The 21,893-nt window shown below is 43.4% G+C and carries 27 protein-coding genes and 1 CRISPR repeat array; of the genes, 10 read left to right on the top strand and 17 right to left on the bottom strand.

Annotated features, from left to right (window positions below; genetic code table 11):
* Nucleotides 1-157 precede the first annotated feature (157 nt).
* The gene (locus MWM02_RS02975) at nucleotides 158-922 is read right to left on the bottom strand and encodes an N-acetylmuramoyl-L-alanine amidase (protein WP_244402912.1); all 765 of its coding nucleotides are present in this window, start codon (nucleotides 920-922) and stop codon (nucleotides 158-160) included.
* A 948-nt stretch (nucleotides 923-1,870) separates the two neighbouring features.
* Here MWM02_RS02975 and MWM02_RS02970 point away from each other — a divergent pair.
* Nucleotides 1,871-2,314, top strand: coding sequence for an SgcJ/EcaC family oxidoreductase (locus MWM02_RS02970; protein ID WP_064551999.1), 444 nt, complete (start codon nucleotides 1,871-1,873; stop codon nucleotides 2,312-2,314).
* Nucleotides 2,315-2,580: 266 nt separating this feature from the next.
* Nucleotides 2,581-3,570, top strand: coding sequence for a thermonuclease family protein (locus MWM02_RS02965; protein ID WP_244402911.1), 990 nt, complete (start codon nucleotides 2,581-2,583; stop codon nucleotides 3,568-3,570).
* Nucleotides 3,571-3,702: 132 nt separating this feature from the next.
* Here MWM02_RS02965 and MWM02_RS02960 read toward each other — a convergent pair whose 3' ends face one another.
* Nucleotides 3,703-3,963, bottom strand: coding sequence for a hypothetical protein (locus MWM02_RS02960; protein WP_244402910.1), 261 nt, complete (start codon nucleotides 3,961-3,963; stop codon nucleotides 3,703-3,705).
* Between the two features lie 60 nt (nucleotides 3,964-4,023).
* Nucleotides 4,024-4,512 carry a GNAT family N-acetyltransferase gene (locus MWM02_RS02955; RefSeq protein ID WP_064552002.1) on the bottom strand — a complete coding sequence of 163 codons (489 nt, stop codon included), beginning with the start codon at nucleotides 4,510-4,512 and terminating at the stop codon, nucleotides 4,024-4,026.
* Between the two features lie 98 nt (nucleotides 4,513-4,610).
* Between MWM02_RS02955 and MWM02_RS02950 the strand changes: the two genes are divergently transcribed.
* A complete protein-coding gene (locus MWM02_RS02950) occupies nucleotides 4,611-5,789 on the top strand; it encodes an MFS transporter (protein WP_244402909.1) in 1,179 nt (392 codons plus the stop codon).
* A 5-nt stretch (nucleotides 5,790-5,794) separates the two neighbouring features.
* Here the strand turns inward: MWM02_RS02950 and MWM02_RS02945 are convergent, their stop codons facing one another.
* From MWM02_RS02945 to MWM02_RS02930, 4 genes are all read right to left on the bottom strand, one after another.
* Complete coding sequence (locus tag MWM02_RS02945; protein WP_064552004.1) at nucleotides 5,795-5,977, bottom strand: hypothetical protein; 183 nt, start codon at nucleotides 5,975-5,977, stop codon at nucleotides 5,795-5,797.
* Nucleotides 5,965-6,417 carry a purine/pyrimidine permease gene (locus MWM02_RS02940; protein ID WP_232509582.1) on the bottom strand — a complete coding sequence of 151 codons (453 nt, stop codon included), beginning with the start codon at nucleotides 6,415-6,417 and terminating at the stop codon, nucleotides 5,965-5,967. The genes MWM02_RS02945 and MWM02_RS02940 overlap by 13 nt, the downstream gene beginning before the upstream one ends.
* Nucleotides 6,418-6,487: 70 nt before the next feature.
* Nucleotides 6,488-6,628 carry a hypothetical protein gene (locus MWM02_RS02935; protein ID WP_244402908.1) on the bottom strand — a complete coding sequence of 47 codons (141 nt, stop codon included), beginning with the start codon at nucleotides 6,626-6,628 and terminating at the stop codon, nucleotides 6,488-6,490.
* 153 nt (nucleotides 6,629-6,781) lie between these two features.
* Entirely contained in the window at nucleotides 6,782-6,967 is a 186-nt protein-coding gene (locus MWM02_RS02930) for an H-type small acid-soluble spore protein (RefSeq protein WP_064552006.1), read from the bottom strand.
* Nucleotides 6,968-7,094: 127 nt separating this feature from the next.
* Between MWM02_RS02930 and MWM02_RS02925 the strand changes: the two genes are divergently transcribed.
* Nucleotides 7,095-8,090 carry a potassium channel family protein gene (locus MWM02_RS02925; RefSeq protein WP_244402907.1) on the top strand — a complete coding sequence of 332 codons (996 nt, stop codon included), beginning with the start codon at nucleotides 7,095-7,097 and terminating at the stop codon, nucleotides 8,088-8,090.
* Here MWM02_RS02925 and MWM02_RS02920 read toward each other — a convergent pair.
* From MWM02_RS02920 to MWM02_RS02910, 3 genes are all read right to left on the bottom strand, one after another.
* On the bottom strand, nucleotides 8,087-8,491 hold the full coding sequence (locus MWM02_RS02920; protein WP_064552008.1) for a YugN-like family protein: 405 nt from the start codon (nucleotides 8,489-8,491) through the stop codon (nucleotides 8,087-8,089). The two genes, MWM02_RS02925 and MWM02_RS02920, sit on opposite strands and share 4 nt — an antisense overlap.
* Before the next feature lie 283 nt (nucleotides 8,492-8,774).
* Nucleotides 8,775-9,069: direct repeats of the CRISPR family, unit length 30 nt; unit sequence GTTTGTATCTTACCTATAAGGAATTGAAAC.
* Nucleotides 9,070-9,378: 309 nt separating this feature from the next.
* Entirely contained in the window at nucleotides 9,379-10,728 is a 1,350-nt protein-coding gene (locus tag MWM02_RS02915) for a glucose-6-phosphate isomerase (protein WP_244402906.1), read from the bottom strand.
* Between the two features lie 161 nt (nucleotides 10,729-10,889).
* A complete protein-coding gene (locus MWM02_RS02910; RefSeq protein ID WP_244402905.1) occupies nucleotides 10,890-12,053 on the bottom strand; it encodes an iron-containing alcohol dehydrogenase in 1,164 nt (387 codons plus the stop codon).
* A gap of 151 nt (nucleotides 12,054-12,204) precedes the next feature.
* Between MWM02_RS02910 and MWM02_RS02905 the strand changes: the two genes are divergently transcribed.
* Entirely contained in the window at nucleotides 12,205-12,438 is a 234-nt protein-coding gene (locus MWM02_RS02905; protein ID WP_244402904.1) for a DUF378 domain-containing protein, read from the top strand.
* A 39-nt stretch (nucleotides 12,439-12,477) separates the two neighbouring features.
* On the opposite strand, the gene yugI is transcribed toward MWM02_RS02905, so the two are convergent.
* The 4 genes from yugI to MWM02_RS02885 form a co-directional block, all read right to left on the bottom strand.
* Nucleotides 12,478-12,843, bottom strand: coding sequence for a S1 domain-containing post-transcriptional regulator GSP13 (gene yugI, locus MWM02_RS02900; protein ID WP_244402903.1), 366 nt, complete (start codon nucleotides 12,841-12,843; stop codon nucleotides 12,478-12,480).
* A 115-nt stretch (nucleotides 12,844-12,958) separates the two neighbouring features.
* Nucleotides 12,959-14,131 carry an aminotransferase gene (locus tag MWM02_RS02895; RefSeq protein WP_064552013.1) on the bottom strand — a complete coding sequence of 391 codons (1,173 nt, stop codon included), beginning with the start codon at nucleotides 14,129-14,131 and terminating at the stop codon, nucleotides 12,959-12,961.
* Nucleotides 14,128-14,628: an Lrp/AsnC family transcriptional regulator gene (locus MWM02_RS02890; RefSeq protein WP_064552014.1), complete on the bottom strand. Its 501-nt coding sequence runs from the start codon at nucleotides 14,626-14,628 to the stop codon at nucleotides 14,128-14,130. The genes MWM02_RS02895 and MWM02_RS02890 overlap by 4 nt, the downstream gene beginning before the upstream one ends.
* Before the next feature lie 113 nt (nucleotides 14,629-14,741).
* Nucleotides 14,742-15,005: a DUF1871 family protein gene (locus MWM02_RS02885; RefSeq protein ID WP_420038605.1), complete on the bottom strand. Its 264-nt coding sequence runs from the start codon at nucleotides 15,003-15,005 to the stop codon at nucleotides 14,742-14,744.
* Nucleotides 15,006-15,096: 91 nt separating this feature from the next.
* On the opposite strand from MWM02_RS02885, the gene MWM02_RS02880 reads away from it, so the two are divergent.
* Nucleotides 15,097-16,257 carry a MalY/PatB family protein gene (locus MWM02_RS02880; RefSeq protein ID WP_244402902.1) on the top strand — a complete coding sequence of 387 codons (1,161 nt, stop codon included), beginning with the start codon at nucleotides 15,097-15,099 and terminating at the stop codon, nucleotides 16,255-16,257.
* A 145-nt stretch (nucleotides 16,258-16,402) separates the two neighbouring features.
* Here the strand turns inward: MWM02_RS02880 and MWM02_RS02875 are convergent, their stop codons facing one another.
* The 3 genes from MWM02_RS02875 to kapD form a co-directional block, all read right to left on the bottom strand.
* Nucleotides 16,403-16,924: a superoxide dismutase family protein gene (locus tag MWM02_RS02875; protein WP_064552016.1), complete on the bottom strand. Its 522-nt coding sequence runs from the start codon at nucleotides 16,922-16,924 to the stop codon at nucleotides 16,403-16,405.
* Nucleotides 16,925-16,993: 69 nt separating this feature from the next.
* Nucleotides 16,994-17,200: a hypothetical protein gene (locus MWM02_RS02870; RefSeq protein ID WP_064552017.1), complete on the bottom strand. Its 207-nt coding sequence runs from the start codon at nucleotides 17,198-17,200 to the stop codon at nucleotides 16,994-16,996.
* Nucleotides 17,201-17,287: 87 nt separating this feature from the next.
* Nucleotides 17,288-17,911 carry a 3'-5' exonuclease KapD gene (gene kapD / locus MWM02_RS02865; RefSeq protein ID WP_081260355.1) on the bottom strand — a complete coding sequence of 208 codons (624 nt, stop codon included), beginning with the start codon at nucleotides 17,909-17,911 and terminating at the stop codon, nucleotides 17,288-17,290.
* Nucleotides 17,912-18,326: 415 nt separating this feature from the next.
* On the opposite strand from kapD, the gene MWM02_RS02860 reads away from it, so the two are divergent.
* The 4 genes from MWM02_RS02860 to MWM02_RS02845 all read left to right on the top strand — a co-directional run bounded on the left by MWM02_RS02860 (nucleotide 18,327) and on the right by MWM02_RS02845 (nucleotide 21,820).
* Complete coding sequence (locus MWM02_RS02860; protein WP_064552018.1) at nucleotides 18,327-18,758, top strand: hypothetical protein; 432 nt, start codon at nucleotides 18,327-18,329, stop codon at nucleotides 18,756-18,758.
* 23 nt (nucleotides 18,759-18,781) lie between these two features.
* Nucleotides 18,782-20,110, top strand: coding sequence for an ArsB/NhaD family transporter (locus tag MWM02_RS02855; RefSeq protein ID WP_244402901.1), 1,329 nt, complete (start codon nucleotides 18,782-18,784; stop codon nucleotides 20,108-20,110).
* Nucleotides 20,111-20,438: 328 nt separating this feature from the next.
* On the top strand, nucleotides 20,439-20,762 hold the full coding sequence (locus MWM02_RS02850; RefSeq protein WP_346015943.1) for a YuzC family spore coat inner layer protein: 324 nt from the start codon (nucleotides 20,439-20,441) through the stop codon (nucleotides 20,760-20,762).
* Nucleotides 20,763-21,211: 449 nt separating this feature from the next.
* Nucleotides 21,212-21,820: a biotin transporter BioY gene (locus MWM02_RS02845; RefSeq protein ID WP_244402899.1), complete on the top strand. Its 609-nt coding sequence runs from the start codon at nucleotides 21,212-21,214 to the stop codon at nucleotides 21,818-21,820.
* The last annotated feature ends 73 nt before the right edge of the window (nucleotides 21,821-21,893 follow it).

Genomic DNA, 21,893 nt, shown 5'->3' with positions numbered 1-21,893 from the left:
TTACTTATTCCAATTTGATCATTTTTTATCGGTCTTAAATATAGGACGCTTTAATTTAGCAAAAAGGAGAATATATACTGATATATATTCCAGCTTGTCGACAAAGTCGACAAGCTGGAATCCCTTCTATGATGAGAAGAGATTTTTAAATAACATATTATTCTTGAACAATTATCGCCTCAAATCCTGCAGCTTTTGCTTTTTCTGCCAGTTGTTCTGCGTTTTCAAGATTGGCGAATGCACCAATTTGCACTTTATATAATCCATCTTTATAGCTTACATATGCATCGAATCCTTTTGCTTTTGCTTCTGCAGCTAAATTATCTGCATTTGCTTTCACGCTAAAAGCACCAATCTGCACTTTATAAAGCGTTCCTGCGCTTTTTCTCGACAATCCGAAAGATCGAACGATACCATTGACATGACCGCGAGCAATGTTTTCAATAAATGAACTGCTTTTCAGTTTCGCTGCATCGTCTGCATGATCAATAAAACCATTTTCAGTGAGAACTGCGGGCATGCTGGTTTCTCTTAAAACATGAAAGTTCGCTTGCTTCATTCCACGATCAGAAAAATCCACTAACTTTATAATCTCTTCGTGAATGTTTTTTTGGTAGATTGTTGTTGGGGCCCCGACACCTGGATAAACATAATCTTCATATCCAGTTCCTCCGCCAGAGTTAATATGGACGGAAAGGTAAAAATCGGCTCCCCATGCATTAGCTGCAGTTGTTCGTTCTGTTAAACTGACCGTTTGATCACCAGTGCGGCTCATTCGAATCGAAACATTATCATATTCAGCTAACAAAATATCTCGAATCCGTGTAGCAATTTGCAGTGTTACATTCTTTTCCTGTAATCTATTCCCAACAGCTCCAGGATCTGTCCCTCCATGTCCTGGATCAATAAAGATTTTTACCATTTTCCCTCACCTTAATAATATAATTTATGTTTTTTTGCTGGACATGCCTGTATAAAAAACCCTTTTGCATTTAAATTGCCTCTCCAAAAAGAAAAAGCCACCTTCTAGTAGGCAGTTTATTTCGGTTCGCAGTATGTCCCCCCTCTCGAATGAATAGGAAAGGTGATTTTTGCACATTCCTCCATTAAACATTTGCATTCCCAAATATAATGCATGTCGTCACCCTCCAATCACGCAAAAACCCCGAGGGATCGACGACAGTTTTTTTCCTCTTTTTCCTCATGAACCATCGGCATTCCCACATATTGACACAATTTTCTAAACGGCTTATACTGGACATAACCATTCAGAAAAATGCTGATACATCAATATTTTTTGGGGGGTGTATCTTACCTATAAGGAATTGAAACTCAAAAAGACAGCAACAAAGCGTTTTTGGCTCGAAGGGTGTATCTTACCTATAAGGAATTGAAACCCATATTTTTTAGTACCGATTAAAAGTTGTTTCCATTGTTTTATCTTACCTAGAAGAAATTGAAACGATAATGCTTCAAGTTGAAGTTGGGTCTCAAGTGTGGCAATGCGTTTATATTTTATCTATAAGGAATTGAAACACGGTGATTTTTCCGTCATGTTCTTTTAGCTCATTAGTTTGTATCTTACTAATAAGAAATTGAATAATTCATCTTTTCCTTTGGATAAGGGATCCGTAATATTTGTATCTTAATAATAATGAAATGTAATAAAGCCTTACAGAGTTCCTATGCCAATTTCTATCCTCAATTGTATGATGCAACCCTCTTAATCCCCAAAAATCCTCTTAATATGTTATAATGTAATTGCTCCATTGTTTCCAAGCCAGGGGAGGTCCTGGCTTTTTGTTTTGCTATAAAGTACAATCATGAATCGATGCAACATAACCTTTTAAGGTCTTTAAGGAGGAAAAATATGGATATATCAAATGAAATCCAGGCGCTCTATCACCAGTTTTTAGAGGCATGGAACAGCAAAAACGCTCGTGCCATGGCGGATTTGTTTGCAGACACGGGAGAGCTGATTGGATACGATGGCAGTTTGGAGATTGGACGTGAGAAAATCTTTTTGCACCTCGACGCCATCTTTAAGGATCACCCAACAGCTCGATTTGTGGGCAAAGTCAAAAGTGTGCGATTGTTGAGTGCGAATATCGCCGTATTACGTGCCATAGCTGGTATGGTGCCCCCGGGACAATCAGACATTAATCCGAACGTCAACACGCATCACACACTTGTTGCAGAAAAAAACGGAGAAAAATGGCAGATTCAACTTTTTCAGAACACCCCAGCTCAGTTTCATGGAAGACCTGAATTAGTTGAACAAATGACCGAAGAGCTAAGACAGTTACTTAAATGAATCCGTGGTTCAATACCAAAACAGGGATTGATAGTCCATTCACCATTCTTATCGTGGGCATTTTTTTCTTGCGCCAAATTTTGCAGTAGCAACATTTGCTATTTTGCATCCTGACACGCACATTGAACGGCCGTGCGAAGGCCAACGGTTCGATCCGGTTATGTTCCTCCAGAAAATCCTTGCGCAGCAAGGGTTTTTCTTTTTTGAATCATCATAGATATTAATGGCGCAACATCTCACGCTATTCGCTTAAGGAGGACGGCAGCATGCAGAAATTCATTAGCGCGCTAGTCATAATGGCGTTCACAGCGATTTTTCCTGGCTATAGTTTCGCACATCCCGGTACGCTCGACGAGCTTGGCGGGCATTTCCGCCAATCCGATTGTACATATTTATTGCATGAGCCAACATCGATTGCGATGCAAGCGAAAAACAAGGCGGAGCTAGCCCAGCTAATAAAAAAACACAACAGCAATTCCGAATGCGTGCAACAGTTGACACTGGATAAAATTGATTTGCAAGGATATACGCTGGGCGGGACATCTTCTCCCGCTGCCCCTTCGCCGAAACTGTCAGCGAATCAATCATCTTCATTGCAATTAGGCAAAAAATATCCTGCAAAACTGGTGACGTGCATTGACGGGGATACAGCGCGGTTTATGGTCAATGGCCGGGAATATACAACCCGCTTTCTTTTCATCGATACTCCTGAAAGTACGATACAAATCGAGCCATATGGGAAAGAAGCAAGCCGATTTACTTGTTCCCGATTAAGCCGTGGAAACATTACACTAGAAACAGACGGCAACACGCTTTTTGACAAATATCACCGATTGTTAGCATGGGTTTGGATAGGAGACAAACTACTGCAGGAAGAAATTGCGAAAGTGGGGTTAGTGGAAGATTTTTATGATTACGGGGATTATAAATACGAAGACCGGATTCGCGCGGCAATGGATGAAGCGAAACAATCCGGCGCAGGAATGTACAAGGCATCATCACCAAAAACAAATTCGTCCAATCGCCCAACGACAAAACAAACACATAAAACAGAAAGCGAAAACCAAGAATCAGCCGCTAAGTCACCTGATAATCAACAGAAAGACCAGCAAGCGCAGGCAAACAAGCAATCTGAGCAGGAAACAAACGAAAAGGAAACTTCAGATTCCAACACGAAACATCCTGTCTTTTTCTTGCTTATACTTGTGTTTATCGTTGCCTTTTTCTACTTTTTCAAATCGAAAATAAACTTATAATCGCTCCCCTTCTCTTGCATCCGCGGATAAAAATGATAAAGTGTGTTATTCGAGGATTACTTTGTCCATATGTTCACCCATCGCAATCTTAAACAGGAGCTGATCTAAAAAACGATCAGCTCCCTTCTTTTTTTATTGCTCTGGCAATAGCTCCTCCAGCGTGGAAGAGTTGGGTGATGACGCAGCAGACGTAGTCGAGGCGCCGTTTATCCGCTGAAATCCATATTTTTCTAAATATTGTATTTGTTCTTCCGTTAATGCATTGTAAGCAATCACAGAAGGTGTCCCTGATGATTTGTAAATCAAATTGCCTGTTACCGGACATTGAAACGCGTCAGCGACAAATCCTTCTCCGTCTTGAATCGTAAATAAACGAACCGGCGTCACGTTCATTACATCTCCCTCTTTCTGTCGATGTTGTCCTTTTATTACGATTATCCAATCCTCTGCGTTCTATACAATTCTTTTGCCAACAATAAGCAAATCCCGCTCGATCCCATCTAGCTCCGCAACTTTTGGAAGATGTCCCCATGTTTCAAAGCCAAAGTGCGTAAAAAGCCGCAAACTAGGTTCATTATGCGCAAAAATAAACCCTAAAAGGGTTTTTATATCCAAGCTAGGCGCTTCCTCTATCGCTTTTTGCAAAAGCCGTTTGCCGATTCCTTTTCCCCGATACGCTTCGGAAATGTAAATGCTGATTTCCGCCGTATGGCGATAGGCCGGGCGCCCATAAAATGATTGGAAACTAAGCCACGCGCGCACACGGCCGTCCAGCTCTACAACCCACAGCGGACGCGTATGCGGATCATGCTCGAAAAACCACGCTTTCCTGCTCTCAACGGTCACTGGTTCAAGGTCCGCCGTTACCATTCTCGTCGGAATCGTTTCGTTATATATTTGAACAATTGCTGGCAAGTCTTCTATGTTTGCATTTCGAATCATCGTATCTCCACCTTTTCGCAATGTGCATTTTATTTACTAAAACAACATAAGAGGGAGTATAATCATACATATATTGCGGGAAAGGAGAGTCGGTCGTTATGAATCGCACTGCCATCGTTTATCTCGTCTCGCTTGCCGCGTTTCTCGGCCCATTTACGCAGACGATTTACACCCCCATTTTACCAGAAGTAACAAAAGATTTTGGAACTTCTTCTTTTTTAGTGAATTTAACGATTTCGATTTTTACTTTTTTCTTGGCACTTATGCAAATGGTATACGGACCTTTAACGGATACAAAAGGGCGGCGCAACGTGTTGCTCGTCGGAGTTTTCCTTTACATAACGGCATCGCTTGGCTGCTTTTTTTCCAATTCCATTTACTTCCTTCTTGTCTTTCGGGCTTTGCAAGCGGTCGGAATCGCTGCTGGATCGGTAGTTGCCGCTACCGTCATCGGGGATTTATTCGAGGGGAACGCACGCGGAAAAGCGATGGGCACTTTTCAAATGATGGTTTCTCTCGGTCCGGTTGTCGGTCCGATCGTTGGCGGGTTTCTTGGCGGCAGGTTTAACTTCCATTCCGTATTTCTCGCTCTTGTTTTGGTAGGATTGCTCATATGGATTGGAAACTTTATTTTTCTTCAAGAAACAAAGCCGGAAAAACAATCGGCAAAATCATTCCGGCTTCGCGATTTTATCACTATCCTTCGTCACCGAACGGGTTTATCGATTATTTTATTAGGATTTATTCAATATTATGCCATGTATAACTTTCTCGTTTTTCTTCCCGGCATTTTAACCGAACGCTACGGTTTATCCGCTGAAGAAAAAGGAATCGCTTATTTGGCGATGTCATGCATGATCGTCGTCGGCAGTTTTATTGGGGGACGCATTCAAGGACATTGGGAAGATCGCCATATCATTTTAGCAACATCATATTTAAATGTCGCGTCCATTTTGTTGTTCCTGATCGTTTCGCGTATTTCGATTCCATTGTTGCTTATATCGATTATGCTATTTGGCCTATTTTTAGGGACATCCTTGCCGGTGCAGACAACTTTGTTAACGTACGTGTTTCAAGCGAACCGTTCTACCGCCATAGGAGTATATAACTTCTTCCGCTATATGGGGATGGCATTTGGGCCAATGATCGGAAGTTTGCTATTCTCGTTAGGAGGATATGCTCTCGTATACGGATTCGCCGATATCGTCTTCCTTGTCTTCTCTCTTTTGTTAACCGCGCGCGTCATGCGCATGAATCGACACACCCCTTCCGTATAACAAAGCTACTTCGACGCAGAAGTAGCTTTTTTTCTGTCAATGCTTCCAGTAAAAATTGATGGCAGCGTGCCAATGACCAATCCATTGCTCATTATCGTAGCGATCATCAGCGGAAGGAAGATAAACTCTCCAGAAGGCACAAACATCATTCCGATTCCTGTGAATAACGGCAGGTTTACTTGTTCCACCCGCTTTGTCTAATTCCTTCAATCCAAGCGTAATCATTCCGGCAAACATCGGGAAAATAGCGGCATATCCTGCCGCGGCGGGCATAGGGTAAACAAGGGGATACCCCCAGCATGAACAAACTCATCAGCATAACGAGAATGCGAGCGATTACAAAAGAAATCCGCTTCGCCATTTTGCTTGTTGCAATAAACGCCGCCGCTCCGGATATCGGAACGGAACCGATCGCCTCCAGCAGTCCGCTGGCAATATGGCTGATCCCCATCATGAAACCAGCTCGTTTCGGAGAAGGATTCCCGACATTTTCTTTTTCTGCCTTCACGACGCTTTCTACCACTTTCATGCTTGCTAACATATTCGTCAAAAGCGTGACAAAAAGGCAGTAGAAATATGCCCCATTCCCAACGCGGCGGTCCGAACGCAAACCATTTAGGACACTCAAACCATTTTTCCGTCCAATGCATTGTAGAGAGGAAACAACCCGCTTCATGGGCTATGCCTTTCCCATAGTATTAAGGAAAAGGATTTGGCGCATCAATTAGAAAACATTTTGCCGCCAAACAGCTACGGCACTCTGTTTGCTGATAAACGTCACATACCGGAAAATAAACGGCAAACTCCATCAACGCTGCCAGCACCCTAATCCAATTCATCTTGTCAGCGCCCGTATTCATCATCCTATACACTACTTCTTTTATTTATTATCATCTCTGTCCCTACTCTTATTTCATCATGCGCCATGCCATTGTCGTTTTTGCAGAAACGGAAAAACAAAAAAAACGCCTGAAAAACGGCGTTTTTTCCCATTATTGTTTCTCTGTGAGCTCCTCTACGGGCACCTCCCGCTGTTCGCGAAGATGCCCATCGCGCAAATGGACAGTAGCTGTTTCTTTTTGCTCATCATAACCATCAATCCAAACAGATACTCCATTGTAATAAACTGGAATATCTGCAGGAGATGAAACAATTTGTTTTACCCGATTCATATCCATGTAAACATCCCTCTCCTTTGTTGTATTTATCATGATGTAGTATGAAACGGGAAAGAATTTTTATGCAAAAAATAGGAAAAAATGCAAATAATAACTTCGCAAAACAGCCTATACTTGGAGGAAACTGATGAAAAATTGGGATGTGTTCACATCGTATTTGCGTCTTCCTGTTTTTGTGCGGTTGCTTATCATTGGAACGATCATGATTGTCTTTTTCGGAGCATTGATTCATCTCGTTGAACCAACGACATTCCGGCACGTATTCGACGGCATATGGTGGGCAATCGTTACAACCGCTACCATCGGCTATGGCGATATTGTACCAAAAACGTTTGCTGGGAAAATCGTTGCCATTTTTCTCATTTTGCTAGGAACAGGAGTAATCACAACTTATTTCGCTTCATTATCAGCGGCGGCCGTCGCCAAAGAGGCAGCGCTATCAAACGGGCAGATGCGCTACATGCAGAAAGGGCATATCATCATCGTAGGATGGAACGAACGGGCTCGCGAAGTAATTGCAAAACTAGCGGAATATGATCCGCCTGTTCGATGTGTTATTATTGATGCTACTTTAACCGAACTTCCGGTTCCTTACAAGAATGTTCATTTTATAAAAGGAAATTCTAGCTACGATGATGTGCTTCATAAAGCGAACATCACCGAAGCGCAAATGATTTTGATTACGGCCAATCAGCATAAAAACGAAGCAGACGCAGACAAAGACTCCATTTTAACGTTGTTGGCTGTCAAAGGTATTCATCCATCCATATACGCGATTGTAGAAATATTAACAGAACAGAACGTCAATAACGCGAAACGAGCCGGTGCTGATGAAGTGATTCAAACGAATTTACTGGCAAGCTTCACGATGGCAAACAGCCTTCAATCGCCGGGCGCATCAAAAGCAATCATAGAACTACTGCATCAGCTTCACGACAAAAAACTGCAACTGATCGCTGCGGAAGGCCCGCTCGTCGGAAAAACGTTTTTGGAAAGCAGCGAAATGTTATTAGACAAACGAATGATTTTAATCGGCATAATGAGAGGCGAAGAAGGATATATGAATCCTTCTCCTCATTTTTTAATCGAAAAGGGAGACCGTCTGTTCGTGATCATGCCTTAATCGAGCAGACGGCTTTCTAAATCTTTGACAAGCGCTTTTCCGACGTTAATATATTTTTCCGAAAACGCCGCATCGGGATCCTGCGGCTCCGAAAACTGGTTAAACGCCGCGCCAAAATTTCCTACATCTGCATGATCATCCACTCCGCTTTGATACTTGTGCGACAGTAAAAACGGCCTGCCGAGCTTGACAGTGGTTCCGTGGGAATCAAGCTGCCCGTCGATTGCTTCGAACGGAACGCGCAAAAATTGATATCCTGTTTCATCGGCAATTTTATAATCAAATGAACCATGATCATAATCCCAATTTCCTCCAATTGTATAACCAAGCGGTTTTAACAACTGCTCCAATTGAAATAGAGGAAACGTTTTCCCTTCTAATCGTGACGGAAGGTCAATCATCGCAAACAGCCTCCTTTTTCACCTATGTTTCCCTATTCGTGATAATTTTATATTATTGTTATGGATACTATCTGCTTTTATTGATTCTGTCAGAGACATAACGCGCCTTCGCCGCAAATGTCGTCGACCCGAGATAGCGCAAAAACTCCGGGGGTCGACGACATTTCCAATTTCTTCTTTCCTCTGCATCCATCAGCACCGCCGCATATTGACGAAATTTTCAAAACCAACTATACTAAACATAGCTACTTTTGAAAATGCTGATATATCAAGGCTTTTTGGGGTTTGTATCTTACCTATAAGGAATTGAAACTATAAATCAAGTACAGAACGAGTTAGGCGATCAAGCCGGTTTGTATCTTACCTATAAGGAATTGAAACTCAAGTCGCAGCAAGAAGCGGAGCAAGCGCTCGAAGTTTGTATCTTACCTATAAGGAATTGAAACACTGAAGTGCGTCTTCCTCCACATCTATGCCTTGGTCGTTTGTACCTTACCTATGAGGAATTGAAACAAATCTACTCCAGCTATTGTCCGATACGCCATTTAGTTTGTATCTTAACTATTAGGAATCAAAACAGGTGTGCAACTGCACGTTGCTATCCTTGTTGCCGTGTTTATATTTTAAAAGCTAGAATCTCGATGAATCTTGGTTTTAATCGAGCAAGCCATTTATTATTGCGCATTGTCGTGGTGTTGGCGAGAAATTGCCATGACAAGCGGCGAAAATGCCTAAGACAAAAACAGATCAAAATCACTTTTTTAAAAGTAAGACATCAAAAAAATCCCTTCCCGCAACGGAAGGGATTTTTTTGATAAACAACAGGTGGCAAGTAATGTCTTCGCTAAAAAAATGGAGTGCACTATGCACTCCGAAAATCCGTTCTGTTATTTCAAGCGTTTTTCAAGTTCCGCTTTTTTCTCTTCGTATCCCGGTTTGCCAAGGAGGGCAAACATATTGACTTTATATGCTTCTACCCCTGGCTGGTCAAACGGATTTACCCCTAATAAGTAGCCGCTCATCGCGCAAGCTTTTTCAAAGAAATAGACGAGGTAACCAAACGTATATTCATTTAATTCTGGAAGGGTGATCACTAAATTCGGCACACCGCCATCCGTATGGGCGAGAAGCGTTCCTTCAAACGCCTTCGTATTGACAAAATCAACCGTTTTTCCTGCCAAATAATTCAATCCGTCCAAATCGTTTTCCTCTGCTTCAATGACCAAGTCATGGCGCGGCTTTTCGACTTTCAATACCGTTTCAAACAAATCGCGGCGCCCTTCTTGGATGTATTGTCCCAATGAATGAAGATCCGTTGAAAAGTTCGCCGATGCTGGGAAAATCCCTTTTTGGTCCTTTCCTTCACTTTCGCCAAACAACTGCTTCCACCATTCCGCGAAATATTGCAGCGCAGGTTCATAGTTGATCAGCAGCTCAATGGTTTTCCCTTTGTTATACAAAATGTTCCGAATCGCCGCATATTGATAGGCAGCGTTTTCTTCCAGTTCGGAGCTGCTGAAGTCTTCGCGTGCTTGTGCCGCCCCTTTCATCATTTCCTCGATGTTTGCGCCGCTTACTGCAATTGGAAGAAGCCCTACCGCTGTTAATACAGAATAACGGCCGCCGACATCGTCCGGAATGATGAACGTTTCGTATCCTTCCGCCGTCGCGAGTGTTTTTAACGCGCCGCGCGCCCGGTCCGTCGTCGCGTAAATCCGTTTACGCGCTTCTTCTTTCCCGTATTTTTCTTCCAACAGCTTGCGGAAAATACGGAACGCAATAGCCGGTTCTGTCGTCGTTCCCGATTTCGAAATAACGTTAATCGAGAAATCTTTTCCTTCAAGCAAATCCATTACATCTTTCATGTACGTCGAGCTAATGTTGTTGCCGACAAAAATGATTTGCGGCGTATTTCGCTTTTCTTTCGGAAGCGCGTTATAAAACGAATGATGGAGCATCTCGATCGCCGCGCGCGCTCCTAAATATGAACCGCCGATTCCAATCACCAACAGTACATCGGAATCTGCTTGAATTTTGGCGGCCGCTTTTTGAATGCGGGCAAATTCTTCTTTGTCATAATTTACTGGCAAATCGATCCAGCCTAAAAAATCATTGCCTACGCCTGTTTTCTCATGAAGGGAATGATGGGCAACTTTCACCGCATCGCGCAAATATGTAAGCTCGTGTTCGCCAAAAAACGCCAACGCTTTTGAATAATCAAAACGAATATGTGTCATACGATCGATCCTCCAAACAAAAATGTTCTACCCTTCTTACACTTTAACGAAACAATGAGACAGAATCAAGTCGTGCCTTGTTATGTAAGCGCATTCATTTTGAACATTTCATGACCGCAAATGGTAAAAAAAAGAGGCAGCCGTCGCCGCCTCTTTTTACATTATAACGACGCGCGCAAAATCGCAAGCACATCGTCGCGGTTCAACTTTTTGAACTTGCCAAATTCGCCATTCGCCATCGCTTTGTCGGCGATCAATTCTAAATTTTCTTCGCCGATTCCGTAATCGGCAAGCCGTGATGGCGCTCCAATGCTCGACCAAAATTCGCGCAGTTTTTCAATTCCTTCTAACGCCACGTCCCGTTCCGCTTTTCCTTCCGGATTTACGTCAAAAACGCGAACGGCTAATTGGGCAAACCGGCCGACATTTTCATCAAGCACGTGTTTCATCCAGTTTGGGAATAAAATCGCAAGCCCCCCGGCGTGCGGAATATCATAAACAGCCGAAACCGCATGTTCGATGTTATGCGTTGCCCAGTCGCCGCGAACTCCCATTTGCAAAAAGCCGTTGAGAGCGATGGTGCCGCAATATAAAATGGTTTCCCGCAGCTCATAGTTTTGCAAATCATTGACTAATTTTGGCGCCGTTTCCATGACCGTACGCAACACTGCCTCACACATCCGGTCTTGCAGCGGGGTATTCGCCGCATGATGGAAATATTGTTCAAACACATGGGACATCATATCAACGATCCCGTAAACCGTATGATCTCTCGGAACAGTTAGTGTATATGTAGGATCGAGAATTGAAAATTGCGGGAACGTCACAGGACTGCTCCATCCATATTTTTCTTTCGTCTCCCAGTTCGTAATCACCGAACCGGCGTTCATTTCCGAACCGGTTGCCGCTAGCGTTAACACCGTTCCAAATGGAAGCGCTTCGGAAACTTTCGCTTTCTTTGTGATGAAATCCCATGGATCGCCATTGTATTTCGCACCCGCCGCGATCGCCTTCGTACAGTCAATGACACTGCCGCCGCCAACAGCGAGCAAAAACTCAATTCCTTCCTTTTTGCAAATTTCCACGCCTTTCCGGACGGTGGTCAAGCGCGGATTTGGCTCCACGCCAGGAAGTTCCATTACTTCCGCGTTCAACTCATTCAATAAGTTCATTACTTCATCGTACAATCCGTTCCGTTTAATGCTGCCGCCGCCATAAACAAGAAGGATTTTTTTTCCGTAACGCGGTATTTCCTCCTTCAACTGCTCAATTTGTCCCTTCCCAAAAATTAACTTCGTTGGGTTTTGAAAAGAAAAATTTTCCATATGTATCAATTCCTCCTTTTCTTCTATTATGGCTGCCACTTGCTTCGCGTGTAAAGCAATTTACTCTTTTTTCACAAACTATGCATAATTTTAGCAAGCATTATGCATTCTATAAGCGAATGATTGAAAAATGGTAAGGAGGAATTTATGGATGAGTGCACTTCAGCGCATTGCGCTATTACTTACGATCATTGGCGCTATCAACTGGGGACTAATCGGTTTCTTTCAATTTGATTTAGTAGCCGCCATATTTGGCGGGCAAGATTCCGCATTATCCCGCATCATTTATGGAATCATTGGCATTGCCGGACTTATTAACCTCGCACTTCTATTTAAGCCTTCGGAAGAATTGGGACGCACAGAACCAAAAGCTTCCCGAACATAAATAAAGTAAAACACTCACCTTCATAAAATGGTGGGTGTTTTACTTTGATAAGTCTTCTTTTTTCGATTGCTCGATCCATTCCTGAAGCTTTTCCTTCAATGTATTAAACCCAGGATTTAATGACATTTTCACCTTTACATGTCGTTTTTTCATTTTTCTTTGTCTTTCTTCCACCGCCCTCATGGACAGGCTCGCCCGTTTTGTTTGCGGGTCGATGGCCAACACTTTCACGGTTATTTCGTCACCGACATTTACGTAATCTTTAATGTTTTTCACAAACCCATGAGAAATTTCTGAAATGTGGACAAGCCCTTGCGCTTCCCCTGCTAATTCAACAAAAACGCCGTACGGCTGAATGCCGGTGACTTTTCCTTTCACGATACTTCCTACTTCGATGTTGGACAAACAAAACACTCCTATATTCCAATTTGAATATGTGTTTTTATATTATAACATAATTTTTGTCAATCAAAAAATAGCTGTTCTGCTACCACATGGCGGTGATAGCAGAACAGAACGGTTACAATCGCGCTAAAAAGCGTTTCATTCGCTTGATCGCTTCCTGCAGCTGTTCCATTGAGGAAGCGTAGGAGCAGCGAATATATCCTTCTCCTCCTGCGCCAAACACATTTCCAGGAACAACCGCCACTTTCTCTTCCAATAACAGCTTTTCCGCAAATTGTTCCGACGTCAGCCCCGTCTCCCGAATAGACGGAAAAGCGTAAAACGCTCCGCCGGGCATATGACAGCTGAGCCCGATTTCATTTAATGATTGGACAAAATAGTTGCGGCGGCGCCGATAGCTTTTTTTCATATATTCCACGTCTTGTTCGCCGTTTCTTAACGCTTCAATCGCGGCGTATTGCGCCATTGTCGGCGCGCACATGATCGCATACTGATGAATTTTTAGCATCGCCCGCAAAATTTCCGCAGGCGCCGCGGTGAATCCGAGCCGCCAGCCGGTCATTGCAAACCCTTTCGAAAAACCAGAAATCAAAATGGTCCGCTCCCGCATTTCGTCTACCGCCGCAAAGCTTATGTACGGACCGTCATACGTCAGCTCAGCGTAAATTTCATCAGAAATGACAAGCAAATCATGCTTTTTCACAATCCGCGCAATGGCTTCCAACTCTTCTTTATGAAGCACAGTGCCTGTCGGATTGTTCGGGGAGCAAATGATCAGCGCTTTTGTGCGATCGGTAATTGCCCGTTCGATTTGATCTGGGCGAATTTTAAAATGATCGTCTCCGTTTGTTTCAACCGGAACTGGCACTCCACCCGCCAGCGTAACAAGAGGGCCGTAAGCAACAAAACTAGGTTCGACAACAATGACTTCATCCCCCGGATTTACCGTCGCCCGCAGCGCTAAATCAATGGCTTGGCTTGCTCCGACTGTGACAAGAATTTCTGCTTCAGGATCGTATTCCACATGAAACTTGCGCGCCAAATACGCGGCGATTTCTTGACGAAGCTCCAAAAGACCGGCGTTTGCCGTATATGATGTATATCCTTGCTCAAGCGACAAAATACACGCTTCCCGTATGCTCCATGATGTCACAAAATCCGGTTCGCCCACGCCGAGGGAAACTACTCCTTCCATGCTGGAAGCAAGGTCAAAAAAACGGCGAATTCCTGATGGCTTCAGACGAGCGACCGTTTCCGACAAATACGATTTTTTCGTTTGTTGCATCATGGCACCATCACGATACGATGATCTTGATCTCCTTGATCAAATACCGTACCATCGTGTTTATATTTTTTCAAAATGAAGTGGGTTGTCGTTGAAATGACGGAATCTAACGTAGATAATTTTTCGGAAACGAACTTCGCTACTTCTGACATCGAGCGCCCTTCAATCACAACAGATAAATCATACGCTCCCGACATTAAATAAACGGATTTTACTTCTGGAAAGCGATAAATGCGCTCCGCTACCTCATCAAATCCTACTCCCCGCTTCGGCGTTACTTTCACATCAATCATCGCGGTAACGCCTTCATGTCCATCCACTTTTCGCCAATCGACAAGTGTCGTATATTGCACAATCACTTTTGTTTCCTCAAGTTTTTTTAAAATCGCTTCCGTCTCGCCAACAGATAGTGACACCATTTTTGCCAACGTTTCAATCGGAATGCGCGCATCTTTTTCTAATATTTCGATAATTTCCACTTCTTTCTCGGTCAGTTTCATCTTTTTTCATCCCCCTCATCATCCATATCAGTTTGCACGAAAAAACAACAAAGAAACGAAGCTGCGATAAAAGATCCGGTAAAACGAATTCTGCTTATGTGATGCGATACGCGCTACGGAAGAGAGCATGCGGCAGCTTGTTTCATCGCTAAAAGCTGTTTCGCCATTTTTATGCATTCATTCAAAGGAATCTTCTTTTCAAACGAGAATTCATAAATGGCTTGTATTTTTTCGGCAAGCCTTATCGGCTCATCGTAGTCATGCACTGCCTGCAAAACATCAACCGCTTCCGTTTCATAAGCGTCAGCACCGCAGCCGAACGGATCCCACGCCCGAATCGCATGAAGCATCTGCCGGTTCATTTGCTGTGCGTCCATCGTTTGGCTATCACCTTCCCAAGCAAAAATGTGGAGCATACAAAAATTATAAGCGATAATTCATAAAAAAAGAAGGGAGAGGATGCATTTCATGTATTCATTTGACGATGTCATCGAACGCCGCAATACCCATTCCTTGAAATGGGATGACACAGAGCGTATTTTTGGCGCGAAAGACGTGCTGCCAATGTGGGTAGCGGACATGGATTTTCCCGCACCTCCTGCCGTCACCGAAGCGCTGAGCAAACGAATCGCGCACGGCATTTTCGGATATACGGTCATTCCTGATTCTTTAAAAAACGCCGTCAAACATTGGCTCCAATCGCGGCATCAATGGGAAATCGAGCCATCATGGCTTTCGTTTGCCACCGGCGTGGTACCGGCGATTGCCGCAGCCATCGAGGCATTTACAAATGAAGAGGACCGCGTCGTCGTCTTTACGCCGGTATATCCGCCGCTATTTCAGCTTGTTAAAAAACATCGCCGCACGCTTGTAACAAGCCCGCTTCGCCTCGCGGAAACTCGGTATGAAATCGATTGGGACGATTTCGAAGAAAAAATTCGCGGAGCGAAATTATTGTTGCTGTGCAGCCCGCACAATCCTGGCGGCCGTGTCTGGACAAAAGAAGAATTGATAAAAATAGGGGAATTATGTGTAAAACATGACGTCATCGTCATTTCTGACGAAATCCACGCAGATCTTACGTTTCCGCCATCCCAACACGTTCCGTTCGCGTCTATTGATCCGGCATTCGCCGAAAAAAGCGTCACGTGCATCGCGCCGACGAAAACGTTCAACCTCGCCGGGCTGCAGGCAGCCGCCGCGATTATTCCAAATGAAACGTTGAAACGGCAATTTAACAAAGTACAGCAGCGGCAAGGCTTTTTTACGCTTAACACCTTCGCGGTTGCCGGCACGGAAGCAGCCTATCGGCACGGCGGGGAATGGCTCGATGCGCTCTTACAATATTTACAGAAAAATATCAATCGCCTATGTTCTTACATAGAAACGAACTTGCCAAAACTTCGCGTCATCCGTCCCGAAGCAACATATCTCGTTTGGATCGATTGCCAGCCGCTCGGCAAAACAGAACGGCAGCTCAAGCAGCTTCTTTTGGAAAAAGGGAAAATCGCCGTAGAATTTGGAAGCAAATTTGGAGAAGAAGGAAGGGGATTCATTCGCGTCAATATCGCTTGCCCGCGAAAAACGCTAGAAGACGCGCTTCATCGTCTAACGGTGGCGCTTCAATAGTTTTTTAAATCTGACCGCCGCTTTTTTCGCTGGAAGCCGCCGCGCATCAGCCATCTAGAAAGCAGCCGCGTCTCTCACTATGGAATGCTTCAGATAAAAATTCGAAAGGCTCTTTCCTTTTAGGTTAGAGCCTTTTCTTGTTCATTTATTTTTTTATTTCTCCGCATGCAATTCGTCCCCCAGCATCTCCAGCCGGCTGCGTCATCCCATCGTCTTTTCCGGCGTGGATGACAATCGCCGTCCCATCTTTTGTTAACAACGTCCCTTTTTTTCCTTCTTTCAGCGTCACATTCGGCGCGGTCAATTCTACGTTTACTGTTCCATCCTCTTTTGCGATAATATTAGGCAAGTCGCCGGCATGCGCTCCTTTTGGATGAAGCAATCCATGTTTTTTACCGTCTGGATTGTAGTGGCTTCCAGCCGATTGAAAATCCGGCTTCTTACAAACTCCTTTTTCATGAATATGAATCGCGTGTTCACCAGGAGGAAGCCCTTCCAAATCAAGCTTCAATTTAACCCCTTTTGCTTGTTCTGCCAGTTTTACCGTGCCAATGGAATCACCGGCACTATTCATCATGTTTACTTCTAAATTCGTCACATTTTCCTTTTGGCAGCCGACGGCGAATAAAACGACGACTGCTAATAACAAACCTGCTTTTTGAAACACAAAACCCCTCCAGCAACACTTTTTTACATTTACATCTAGTATTGCCAAAGGGAAACACGATTAAACGATTTATTTTTCATTATCCCTGTTATCTCTTATTATCTGTTCTTCCAACCGCTTCGCCTTTTCTTCCTGATATCGCGAAATTTTCATAATGAGCCGTGTCGTTAAAATAGCCGCTATAAGAAAAATCATGCATGTGATTGCCGCAGGAATATATTCGCGTTTATCTTCAGGAAAATATAACATAAAATCCAATATATACGAAACCGCCATCACCCAACAACCTTTCGCACATAAAATGTTACATCAGCTATTATACCATAACAAGCCGAACAGCCGCTCTCAAGCGATACCGAGGCTTCATAACGCAAACTTTTTTCTTAGCTGCGTAAAATCGATTCGTTCTCCAATCGTCGGCGGTTTTGTTTTCACTAGATATTTTTTATCATTTTCTACTAGACGGAAAATATTATAAGTGGTAAAAGCGTCGTCCAAAGCGCAATGCGCTTTTCCTACTCCTTCATCTCCATATTCTTGTATCGCCTTTCGCAATCCTGTATGATTTTTGTTTCCAAAAAACAATTTATATTCCATCGCTAGATCGCGGTGCTCTCCCGTAAAAGGAAACGGCAGATTAGCGGCCTTACAATTTTCCTTTAACACTTTCATATCCATGCTTCCCCACGTAACCACCGTGCTTGGGAGCGAACGATCGTACTTGCGCAACAACGCGACCAGTTCGTGAAAACTCATTCCTTGATTTATTTGTTCTTGTGTAATATTTAAAAACGATTTGCACCGGTTTGTAAGCATTGGAAATCGCGTTGGTTTCACATAAGAGGAAAATTGGTCGCATACTTCGTCGTTGGCAACCACAACAAGCCCGACTTCAATAATTTCCGGAAAAAACCCCTTTGGCTCCGTTTTTGTTTCCGGCATCGTAAATTCAAAATCAAGGAATAAGTATTGTGATGTTGCTGACACCTCCTTTTCCCTCCTTTCTTATTTCCATCGTCACGTATCATTTTATTACTATTATATCACGGGGAAACGACATTTTATTTTCCTTTTCAGAAAATATAAAAAAAGGGCGAGAGTCTGAGTGTTACACAATATGCTATAATTTATAATTAACGCATAATGTTAATAAGCTAGCGATTTACATATCCATTATCTTTTTTCTGGCTGGATGTTCCCATTCAGCGGACAAAAACGCAGACATTACTATAAGAACGGCCGCTAGCATGAAAGATGTTCCTAAAGGATTGGTGATCAATATGAAAAAGAACATTAAAACATAAAGCTCTCCTTTACCTTTTCATCAACCGGTACGCTGCAAAAGCAAATTGAACAAGGAGCGCCGATCGATGTATTATGATTGAAAAAAGGGGCGTAGAAAATGAAAAATGTTGTTATTCATAAAATTGTTACATTCATTTTTACAGAAGAACAACTGAAAGCATACTGGAATAAACAAAATCCACATATTCCCTTCGCTTCATTAACAAATGAACAATATATGAAACTGGCCGAAGACATGTTAAACCATTCTTCTCATAGCCAGCTGCGGCAACATCTCATCGGCGAAGGATGGCGGACGGAAGAAGAAACACACGGGCTCGTTCTCGCAGAAGACGAGTCCCGCGCTGATATTCACGTCGAAATCATTGATACGTCAGTTCCAGCTGAACCGTCTCAAAAATTATTTATCGATCGCGTTACAGAAATTAATTGCCCATATTGTTCCTTTTCTTTTTATTTGCGTAATCATCAAGAACGACCATCTTGGACATGCCCATCATGTGGCAATACTATCGATACGCCACGCTAATTTTTTAGAAAGGAGCGTTTATCATGCATGATACAGCAGCAGCCGAGATCTCCAACTGGCAATATTATGCAGCGATAGCCATTTTTCTTATTACGTACGCCATCATCATTTCTGAAAAAATCAACCGGGCTGTCATTGCCATGCTCGGTGCCGCACTGATGATTATTTTTGGCATCGTTGATTTACATAAAGCGTTTACTCATCATATTGAATGGGGAACGATTACCCTTTTGATTGGAATGATGATTCTCGTCGGTATTACAAGTAAATCCGGTTTTTTTCAATACGTGGCAATCAAAACAGCAAAATTAGCAAAAGGACGGCCGTTGCGCATTTTAGTGATGCTGTCGCTATTGACGGGCGCTTTATCCGCCTTTCTCGACAACGTTACGACGGTATTGTTGATCGTCCCTGTCACATTTTCCATCACACGCATGTTGCAAGTAAACCCGGTTCCTTATTTAATCTCGGAAGTGTTGTTTTCCAACATTGGCGGAACTGCAACATTAATCGGCGACCCGCCAAATATTATGATCGGATCGGCAAACAAGCACCTCGATTTCAACGCGTTTTTGTTTAATTTAGCGCCGATTGTGCTCATTATTATGATCGTTACGGTATCCATTCTTGCTTTTATATACCGCCGCCAATTAAAAACGGACGAAAATCTCGTCAGCAAATTGATGAATGTGAACGAAGCGGAATATATTAAAGATGCGGCATTGCTCAAAAAATCCGTATCCGTATTATTTTTGACGATTTTAGGGTTTATCTTTCATTCCGTCATTCACGTCGATGCCGCTGTCATCGCGATGACAGGAGCAGTCATATTAATGCTAATTGGCGTACAAGAGCATGAAATCGAAGACGTATTTACGTCTATCGAATGGGTAACGATCTTTTTCTTTGCCGGCCTCTTTACATTAGTAGGGGGACTTGTCGATATCGGGCTTATCAAAAGCCTGGCGGAAAAAGCGTTGGAAGTCACCGGGGGTGATATTTCCGTCGCTGCGTATTTCATCCTTTGGTCATCGGGGATTGCTTCCGCAACAATTGACAATATCCCGTTTGTCGCCACCATGATTCCGTTGATTAAAGACATGGCCGTCGGAATGGGATTATCGCCGGATTCCGCACAAATTGAAGTATTATGGTGGGCATTATCATTAGGCGCGTGTTTAGGGGGAAACGGCACGTTAATCGGCGCTTCAGCGAATGTTATTGTCGCCGGTATCGCTTCGCGTGAAGGGCATGGATTCAGCTATATGGACTTTTTAAAAATCGGCGCCCCGTTAACGTTCATCGCGCTTTTGCTCTCTCATATCTATTTGTTCGTCCGTTATTTAATGTAAAAAGAGCAGGATTTTTTCCTGTTCTTTTTTATTATAAGCACAAGCATGCGCGAACGACGAATCGCAGCATAAGAAAACGCAATAAAGCTACTAATGATCGTGAACCAATAATGCAGGAACACCAGCTTAACGCTTCGTTCACTTTCGCTTGCATCGTTTTTGGAACGATCATTCCTCAAGAATTCGTGGTTTTTATGAAAGGGATTAGGACGCGCACAATTCCCAAAAAATTTTCTCCTTTTTCCGCTTTTGTACATATAGTAAGTATAGACATTACCAGCAAGGAGGAATTGCCGTGATCTTTTATTCTGTCTTTCCTCCCCCATATATGATGAGACAATACCCGCCGATTAACCCAACATTGTTCTCGCAATCAGCTGCTACCGCGCAAACGTTAATGAACGATGCAAGCACCATTCTGAAACGATTAGCAAGCTCTAAATCATTTGCCACAAGCGTCATGTCCGCAGCGCAAGAAGGAAACAAGAAAGAAGTCCAGCGGATGATCGAGTCGCTCGGAATAAAATCAAAAGTGGAACTTTATTTCAATCCTGACGGCATCCGCTTCACATTGTCCCCTCCGCCGGGCGCGTTTTTATGCTGCCAACTCGTCATCGGGCTCCTATGGAACATATTTCCACCTCCTCCATAAAATTCACATAGGGCTGCACCATCTTAAGATGGAAGCCCTTTTGTCATTGATGCGATAAAACGTTTCTAAACATTTCCGTTCTCTGCAAACGGCTATGGCAGCTTTTCGTCAGGCGCAAATCATCCCCATCATCGTTGCTGCCAGCATGAATGATGCCCTTGTTGGCCTCCCGAGTCGTTCTTCGGCCAAGCCCTAATCATGATTTAAAAATTCGCTCTCGATCAGCGAACTTAGGCCACTAGAAAAATAAACCGCTTTCTCCATCTATTTCAATTCCCGGACTAATCTTGTTTTCCCTCTTTTGCCTTACGCTTTCGCCGCTGCATTCATCCGCTTTCGCCGATCTTTGCAATAAAGCCATATGGGCATGCCAAAAATTATAGTTGACATATAAAAAATTGTTCGCTACGATTGATTTTGTTAACTATATATTATAAGGGGGTTTACATATGGGAGAGACACATCGGAAATGGCGGGCTCTCGACTTGACATTAGTCGGCATGTTTGCGGCATTAATGGCAATTGGAGCAAATATTACGTCATGGGCGCCATTTCTAGTCATCGGCGGTGTTCCAATTACGTTGCAAACGTTTTTTTGCGTGCTTGCCGGCGCGATTTTAGGGCGCAAATTAGGAGCAGTAGCAATGACCGTTTATATGTTAATCGGTTTATTCGGCGCTCCTGTATTTGCCCAGTTCAGCGGCGGATTTGGCAGTGTTGTTCGCCCGACATTCGGATTCATCATATCGTTTATTTTGGCTGCTTACGTGACAGGATGGATCATTGAGCGAGGAAACGGAACCCCGTCAGTTGCCCGGTTTATTGCTGCGACGATCGCTGGTATGGCAATTAACTACTTGATTGGAACCAATTGGATGTATATCGCCTATAAACTTTGGGCGGAAGCTCCTAAAGGATTTTCGTACGCTTTGGCATGGAGCTGGATGATCGTTCCGCTTCCAAAAGATATTGTTTTATCCGTGATTGCTGGGATCATCTCACCACGAATTTATGCGTCCATCCGTAAATCCGCTTCATACCATCAACATGTGGCATAATGGAACTTTATTGCAAGTAAATAGAAGACTTCCACAAAAGTTTTTCATCATAAAAAACGTGCATGCGAAATCC

The sequence above is a fragment of the Parageobacillus sp. KH3-4 genome, assembly GCF_022846435.1.
Taxonomy (GTDB): Bacteria; Bacillota; Bacilli; order Bacillales; family Anoxybacillaceae; genus Parageobacillus; species Parageobacillus thermoglucosidasius_A.
This window is presented reverse-complemented; position numbering and strand designations above follow the sequence as displayed.

Excerpts from the sequence above, each read along its gene's own strand:
- MWM02_RS02975 (WP_244402912.1), bottom strand. The coding sequence starts at position 922 with ATGGTAAAAATCTTTATTGATCCAGGACATGGAGGGACAGATCCTGGA.
- MWM02_RS02970 (WP_064551999.1), top strand. The coding sequence starts at position 1,871 with ATGGATATATCAAATGAAATCCAGGCGCTCTATCACCAGTTTTTAGAG.
- MWM02_RS02965 (WP_244402911.1), top strand. The coding sequence starts at position 2,581 with ATGCAGAAATTCATTAGCGCGCTAGTCATAATGGCGTTCACAGCGATT.
- MWM02_RS02960 (WP_244402910.1), bottom strand. The coding sequence starts at position 3,963 with ATGAACGTGACGCCGGTTCGTTTATTTACGATTCAAGACGGAGAAGGA.
- MWM02_RS02955 (WP_064552002.1), bottom strand. The coding sequence starts at position 4,512 with ATGATTCGAAATGCAAACATAGAAGACTTGCCAGCAATTGTTCAAATA.
- MWM02_RS02950 (WP_244402909.1), top strand. The coding sequence starts at position 4,611 with ATGAATCGCACTGCCATCGTTTATCTCGTCTCGCTTGCCGCGTTTCTC.
- MWM02_RS02935 (WP_244402908.1), bottom strand. The coding sequence starts at position 6,628 with ATGAATTGGATTAGGGTGCTGGCAGCGTTGATGGAGTTTGCCGTTTAT.
- MWM02_RS02930 (WP_064552006.1), bottom strand. The coding sequence starts at position 6,967 with ATGGATATGAATCGGGTAAAACAAATTGTTTCATCTCCTGCAGATATT.
- MWM02_RS02925 (WP_244402907.1), top strand. The coding sequence starts at position 7,095 with ATGAAAAATTGGGATGTGTTCACATCGTATTTGCGTCTTCCTGTTTTT.
- MWM02_RS02920 (WP_064552008.1), bottom strand. The coding sequence starts at position 8,491 with ATGATTGACCTTCCGTCACGATTAGAAGGGAAAACGTTTCCTCTATTT.
- MWM02_RS02915 (WP_244402906.1), bottom strand. The coding sequence starts at position 10,728 with ATGACACATATTCGTTTTGATTATTCAAAAGCGTTGGCGTTTTTTGGC.
- MWM02_RS02910 (WP_244402905.1), bottom strand. The coding sequence starts at position 12,053 with ATGGAAAATTTTTCTTTTCAAAACCCAACGAAGTTAATTTTTGGGAAG.
- MWM02_RS02905 (WP_244402904.1), top strand. The coding sequence starts at position 12,205 with ATGAGTGCACTTCAGCGCATTGCGCTATTACTTACGATCATTGGCGCT.
- MWM02_RS02895 (WP_064552013.1), bottom strand. The coding sequence starts at position 14,131 with ATGATGCAACAAACGAAAAAATCGTATTTGTCGGAAACGGTCGCTCGT.
- MWM02_RS02890 (WP_064552014.1), bottom strand. The coding sequence starts at position 14,628 with ATGAAACTGACCGAGAAAGAAGTGGAAATTATCGAAATATTAGAAAAA.
- MWM02_RS02885 (WP_420038605.1), bottom strand. The coding sequence starts at position 15,005 with ATGGACGCACAGCAAATGAACCGGCAGATGCTTCATGCGATTCGGGCG.
- MWM02_RS02880 (WP_244402902.1), top strand. The coding sequence starts at position 15,097 with ATGTATTCATTTGACGATGTCATCGAACGCCGCAATACCCATTCCTTG.
- MWM02_RS02870 (WP_064552017.1), bottom strand. The coding sequence starts at position 17,200 with ATGGCGGTTTCGTATATATTGGATTTTATGTTATATTTTCCTGAAGAT.
- MWM02_RS02860 (WP_064552018.1), top strand. The coding sequence starts at position 18,327 with ATGAAAAATGTTGTTATTCATAAAATTGTTACATTCATTTTTACAGAA.
- MWM02_RS02855 (WP_244402901.1), top strand. The coding sequence starts at position 18,782 with ATGCATGATACAGCAGCAGCCGAGATCTCCAACTGGCAATATTATGCA.
- MWM02_RS02850 (WP_346015943.1), top strand. The coding sequence starts at position 20,439 with ATGATGAGACAATACCCGCCGATTAACCCAACATTGTTCTCGCAATCA.
- MWM02_RS02845 (WP_244402899.1), top strand. The coding sequence starts at position 21,212 with ATGGGAGAGACACATCGGAAATGGCGGGCTCTCGACTTGACATTAGTC.